Annotated in this window: 7 protein-coding genes; 4 read left to right on the top strand and 3 right to left on the bottom strand. The window is 39.1% G+C overall.

Going from position 1 to position 5,731, the window contains the following annotated elements:
• The coding region (locus I4641_RS00800; RefSeq protein WP_229638520.1) for a YHS domain-containing (seleno)protein at positions 1-536 on the top strand (536 nt) is incomplete at its 5' end.
• A gap of 82 nt (positions 537-618) precedes the next feature.
• Here I4641_RS00800 and I4641_RS00795 read toward each other — a convergent pair.
• Positions 619-2,046, bottom strand: coding sequence for an efflux RND transporter periplasmic adaptor subunit (locus I4641_RS00795; RefSeq protein WP_229638519.1), 1,428 nt, complete (start codon positions 2,044-2,046; stop codon positions 619-621).
• A 232-nt stretch (positions 2,047-2,278) separates the two neighbouring features.
• On the opposite strand from I4641_RS00795, the gene I4641_RS00790 reads away from it, so the two are divergent.
• The 3 genes from I4641_RS00790 (at position 2,279) to I4641_RS00780 (ending at position 4,437) form a co-directional block, all read left to right on the top strand.
• Positions 2,279-3,178: a tetratricopeptide repeat protein gene (locus I4641_RS00790; RefSeq protein ID WP_229638518.1), complete on the top strand. Its 900-nt coding sequence runs from the start codon at positions 2,279-2,281 to the stop codon at positions 3,176-3,178.
• A gap of 277 nt (positions 3,179-3,455) precedes the next feature.
• Complete coding sequence (locus tag I4641_RS00785; protein ID WP_229638517.1) at positions 3,456-3,653, top strand: hypothetical protein; 198 nt, start codon at positions 3,456-3,458, stop codon at positions 3,651-3,653.
• 172 nt (positions 3,654-3,825) lie between these two features.
• The gene (locus tag I4641_RS00780) at positions 3,826-4,437 is read left to right on the top strand and encodes a TIGR04222 domain-containing membrane protein (RefSeq protein WP_229638516.1); all 612 of its coding nucleotides are present in this window, start codon (positions 3,826-3,828) and stop codon (positions 4,435-4,437) included.
• Here I4641_RS00780 and I4641_RS00775 read toward each other — a convergent pair.
• Positions 4,329-5,441 (bottom strand): AAA family ATPase, encoded by a 1,113-nt coding sequence (locus tag I4641_RS00775; RefSeq protein ID WP_229638515.1) that lies wholly within the window; start codon positions 5,439-5,441, stop codon positions 4,329-4,331. The two genes, I4641_RS00780 and I4641_RS00775, sit on opposite strands and share 109 nt — an antisense overlap.
• A gap of 74 nt (positions 5,442-5,515) precedes the next feature.
• Positions 5,516-5,680, bottom strand: coding sequence for an NYN domain-containing protein (locus I4641_RS00770; protein ID WP_229638514.1), 165 nt, complete (start codon positions 5,678-5,680; stop codon positions 5,516-5,518).
• Positions 5,681-5,731: the final 51 nt, after the last annotated feature.

Below are 5,731 nucleotides of genomic sequence, written 5' to 3'. Positions count from 1 at the left end.
CGGGTGTAGACCCTTGTGCGGGTGTAGACCCTTGCGCAGCAGTAGATCCTTGCGCGGGTGTAAACCCTTGTGCTAGTGAAGATCCCTGTGCGGGTGCAGCAGATCCATGTGCTGCTGCTGGCGAGTCCGTATCCGAAGTCTATGTAGAATCATCTAGTGGTTTAGCGATCCGAGGCACAGATCCCGTAGCTTATTTCACAGAGGGAAAAGCAGTCGAAGGTAGTAGTGAGTACGAATTAGAATGGAATGGTAATCTCTGGAGATTTTCTAGCGAAGAAAACATCTCGCTGTTTGAAGAAGATCCAGAAGCTTATGCTCCTCAGTATGGTGGTTACTGTGCTAAAGCTTTGAGTGAAGGTAATGTGGTTTCTACAGATCCAGAAGCTTGGAAAATTGTCGATGGCAAACTATATCTCAACTACAGCCCAGAGGTACAAAAACAATGGGTAGAAGATATTGAAGGAAATATTACCCTCGCAGATGAAATGTGGCCCAATGTACTAGTAGGCGCGAAAATATTTGAGAATGAGCTTTAAAGACGCGTACGGAAGGAAAAAGTAGCTTATCGCTCTTTTGAGTGAAAAACAATAATAGACAGGGGGAGGAAGAAGCAAGAATTTAATTTTGTTTTCCTCTTCTTTTCTTTTCTGGCAGATCGATAAATACTTTGTCTTGGGCTTCAACCCCTTCGATAATTTGGGTTTTGTTTCCCAAATATAATCCAACCTTCACGGGCTTAAATTTTGGTTTGTTGGTGGCATCGGGTACCATGACACCTTGTTCGCCATCTTGAGTAAAAATTGCCACTGTAGGGACTACCAAACTATCGCTCAATTCTTCCCCAATAAAAGTTACGTCTACATTCATTTTAGAGCGCAAAATCTCTTGACCAGTGAGGAGTTTGACTCGTACCTCGAAAGAAGTTACATTCTCTTCAATTATTGCTTCTGGAGCAATACGCTTGATTTCTCCTTTGAATTCCCGATCTGGATAGGCATCAGCCACAATGATTACCTTTTGTCCTGGTTGCAATTGACCGATATCCAATTCTGCTACCTTGGCGATTACTTCTAGTCCTTGAGCCAAAGCCAAAATAGAATTAGCCGAAGCCGATGCGGTACTAGAGCCAGAAGTGCTAGGAGCGACGAAAGAACCTTCTACGGCATATCTTTGAGTCACAATGCCATCAAAAGGAGCTTTGACGATGCTATCGTTGTATTGAATCTGGGATTGTTGGACGGATACTTGGGCTTGCTCCAAACTCGCTTCTAAAGAGACAATTTCATCGGGTGCAGTTTTTCGTTTTTGTTCTAGGTTGAGACTGGCTTCTTTGATTTCGGCTTTTATTTGTTCTACTTCTGAACCTCCCGTAGTTTGAAACTGTTCGAGTCTTTGACGCAGTTCGTTAATATTAGACAGAGCATTTTGATAATCATTGCTAATTTCATCAAAAGCATCTTGGGTAATTGCTCCTTGCTGCAAAAGATATTCGTTACGCTTTAAACGCTCCCGAACCAATTTGAGACGAGATTGAGCGGCATTGATTTGAGACTGGGTTTGCTCGATATCTTTGGGAATTCTATTTTGAACTCCATTCAATCTAGCTTCAGCTTGCCTTAATCTGGCTTGTGCTTGGGCTATTTCGGCGTTTATTTTTGCCTTACCTTCGGCAAAATCGGCACTATTTTGTTTGAGTTCGGCTTGAGAACGAGAAATTTGGTTAGCAAGTTCTTTATTTTCCATTATGGCAAGAGTTTGACCTGCGGTAACGCGATCGCCTTGCTCGACTAGAAGTTTGACTAACCGAGCGGGGTCTTTGGGACTAACATTTACACTTTTAATCGGTTCTATTCTGCCACTAGCTGCGATTTCTACGTTAAGATCTTCTTGTTTGACCTCCACGGTTAAAGCATTGAGATCGATTTTCTTGTTAGAGCCTTTGACAAGACTATAACTAGTAAAACCAATTAAAGCCAGGCATAAAGCCACTAATCCCGTTGCCACAACAGGATAGTGTTTGGATTTTTGATTTATAGTTGATTTCATTGATTAAGATTTATATGAATAGTTAGAATAAGATATATGAATAATTACTGATATTTGAACTTAAAGTCTCTAGCTTTATGGTAGCTTTATAAGTTATGGAAAAACAAAACTGCTACTTGTATTCGCTGGGATTTCAAAGTTTGAGTTCCAAAACAACATCAAAGTTTGCCGTTAGGCAAGACAATGAAGTAACTTGTGAATATCAATCAACTTAAAAATTTGAAATAGTACTGTGCCTAAACTTAACTGGTTAATTTCTTTAATAGCTTGCGCTGGCATTTCTAGTATATCTTTGCCAGTTAGGGGACAAGCTGTACTACCATACTTACCCAAATTAGAAACAGAAAAACTAGAGTCTCAAGGATTACAATTACTCCAAGAATCCGTGCAACTGATTCGATTCCAGCAATATGATTTGGCATTACCTAGAGCAGAATTGGCTACTCAATTAGCTCCAGAAAACTATGAAGTTTGGTTTATTTTGGGTAATCTCTATATTCAGCAAGAAGAATTAGCCAAAGGGATTCATGTTCTAGAAAAAGCTGAAGCTTTAGCACCAGATCAAGAAGGCATTTTGTTTAGCTTGGGTAATGCCTATTTCCAACAGGGTAAATATGAAGCAGCCAGAACTAAATTAGAAAAGGGATTAGAAATAGAAGGAAATTCCCCCGAAGCATTATTCGATCTGGGTAATACTTATCTCAAATTAGCCCAACTAGATGAAGCGATCGAGTCTTATGAAGAGGCTTTTGCTAAAGATGCTACATTTTGGCCAGCATTAAATAATGTGGGACTGGTAGAATATGAGCAAAGCGATCGCACTGGCGCGATCTCTAAATGGGAATCTGTGATTCAAGTCGATGGCGAGCAAGCAGAGCCTCAATTAGCCCTAGCAGTAGCTTTATTTGTTGAAGGAAAAACTGAAAAAGCGATCGCCTTAGGGAAAGCAGCTTTAAAGCTAGACAACCGCTATGCAGATATTCAGTTTCTTAAAGATAATCTTTGGGGGGAGCAATTGATTGAAGATACTAAGAAGTTTCTTAGTAACCCCCAGATACAAGAAATTGTCTCTACTAGTGACGAGGCAACTTCAGAAAAAAAAGAAGAAGCAGAAATTCCTGCAACTCCCTAATACCAAAGTGTGTAAGTAATAAAAGGGCTTCGCTCCAGCTATAAAGCATAAGCTAGTTAGAACAACAAAGGCGCATAGTTAACCCTTTAATCGGATAAGTAAGAATGAGTAAAGACTTTCTCGTTATTGTTTTTGGAGATCGCCTCAATCGCCAAATTAATACTGCATTTTCTTACAAGGCAAATAAATATTAAATTTTTCTTAAAGAGTAGCTGTTGCTACAGATTCTTCAGGACAATAAAAGTGAAATACTTGATAATATCTGAGAATTTTTAAAATGAGACTACAAACATCAACAGAAAACGTATCTAGCGTAGACAAAGCCTTAGGATTTACTTTGGCAGCTTTTTCTATGTTTGTATTTGGTTACACTGCAACTCGCGCTTTCTTGAGTCAACCTCAAACTGTAATTCCTGCAAATGCCGATATCGTAATTCCCCATGAAGCTACATTGTGGGGCGATTTAGGCAATTAATTTAGCAGGTTCAACATTTTCAATGACTTTTGAATTTATTTTTATAGCATCAAGGAATTTAATTCTTGTTCTTGGTGCTAATTTTTTTTTAGATACAGCAAGGATTTCAAGCTAATTTCATAAACTTTTAAAATCCCCCTGATTAGTAATTGTAGAGTTCAACTAATCAGATATGGATATCTTAATTAATAATCCCATCTCCTTAATGTATGGCCCTTATTTCTTGGCTTTTTATGCAGGAATAATAGCTAGTGTGGGTACAGCGGCCAACTTGATTATAAAAGGAAGCAGCAATGTCACAGAAGCAATTCCGATTCATCCCGATCCTTATGAAATTGCTTACCTACGAAATGAGGAAAAAGCGGTAATCAAATTAGCTTGCTGGGAATTGTTACAAAGGAGTTTAATTCAAGTCAAAGAAAACCAAGTCGAAAATATTACTGAAGATGCGATCGAGCTTTCTAAACTCTCAGCTATCGAAAAAACTGTATATGACTATTTGGCAACACCTCGAACGATTTCCGCAGTCACCAATAGTTTTGCGTTACAAAATCAAATAGCTACCTGCTGTCAAGATTATCGAACTTCTCTTATTAAACAGGGATATCTGAACTCAGAAATCAAAGGCTATATGGTTGGGGGAATAGGTGCATTTATTATTTTAAGTTTGGGTAGCTATAAAATGATTTCTGCATTGTCGCGGGGATACCATAATATCTTGTTTCTTTTGATTATGGCGATCGCATTTAAGGCAGCGCGATCAATAACTAGTTCGATACCGTAGAAATTGAAGAGGTTTTTCTTTTTCTGCAAAATGGAGTCTTGGGAATTAAGCAGAATTTCGATTAAATCATCGCTATTTAGAGTATCTAGCACTGAAATTGAGGTAAATCTGCCAATAAATTCGGGAATTAAACCGTAGGTAACTAAGTCTTCTGTTTCAACGTATTTAAGAATCTGAGAGTCTGAGGAAGATGCAATTTCTTGCCTTTCTGAATTATTTCCAAGGTCAAACCCCATCGTGGTTTTTTGATTTTGCGATCGCCTATACTGAATAATCTCTGACAAACCTGCGAAAGCACCCGCACAAATAAATAGAATGCCTGTTGTATTCACATCGATTCTAGAGGAGGTGGGCATAAAGCGATGTCCCGTAGCGGAAATATTGACTGGGCTACCATCTAAAGTAGTCAAGAGGGCATCTTGAATTCCTTGAATAAATGCGTCGTGTTTGAGATCGCCTTTAAGATGAATTTTATCGATTTCGTCTATGAAGACAATTGCTTTTTGAGTTTGAGCCAGGTTTTTATTAGTACTCATGTAAAGGGATTCAATGACATCGTTAATACTAAATCCGTGGGGACATCCCGCAGGTACTAAATTGGCAGCAGAGATAGAGAAAAAGGGTACATCAAGCAGTTGAGCCAATAGCTTGACTAAATAGGATTTACCACAGCCAGAGTTGCCAATAAGTAGGGTGTGTTGGCTGCCAAAGGGTAATTTGAAACTGGTTTCTGTATTTTGTTTTGTTTCTTTTAGAGATAAGCCTAAGTAGTGTTGATAAACTGCTAACGCGAGCGTTCGTTTAGCGATCGCTTGTCCACGGACAAAACTGTCTAAGTAGGCAACTATTTCACGGGGAGTATATTGGATGGGAGTGACAATGGTTTCGTCTGCTGTCTCGGTTTCTTCCTTTAATTCGGTTGTAGTTTTGGTTTGTGCTTCTCTTGCTGCCTTCTGCTCGGCTAATAGTCTTTTTAGTTTTTCTGCGGGAGTTTCTTCACTCATAATTCAATCTTGTTGGTAATAGTTAACTACAGATGCCATCTTGTCTATGTGAATAGCAAGATAGCCATCAGAAATTAGGCTTTGCAAATGTCTTGGATAATGTCTTGTAAGTCGGTGTAGCGATCGCTTGTTTTAATTAGAGCTTCACTGGTAGACGATTTCAGGCTGACTACCTCTACCTGACACCCTTGAGAGGATACTTTTTCTAAAGCACAGGCGAAATCACCATCGCCACCCAATACTTCTTGTTTAAGGATTAAGCAGTGCTAATAATCGAAAAAGTAAGCTGT

This window comes from Waterburya agarophytonicola KI4 (assembly GCF_020640915.1).
Classification (GTDB): domain Bacteria; phylum Cyanobacteriota; class Cyanobacteriia; order Cyanobacteriales; family Xenococcaceae; genus Waterburya; species Waterburya agarophytonicola.
This window is presented reverse-complemented; position numbering and strand designations above follow the sequence as displayed.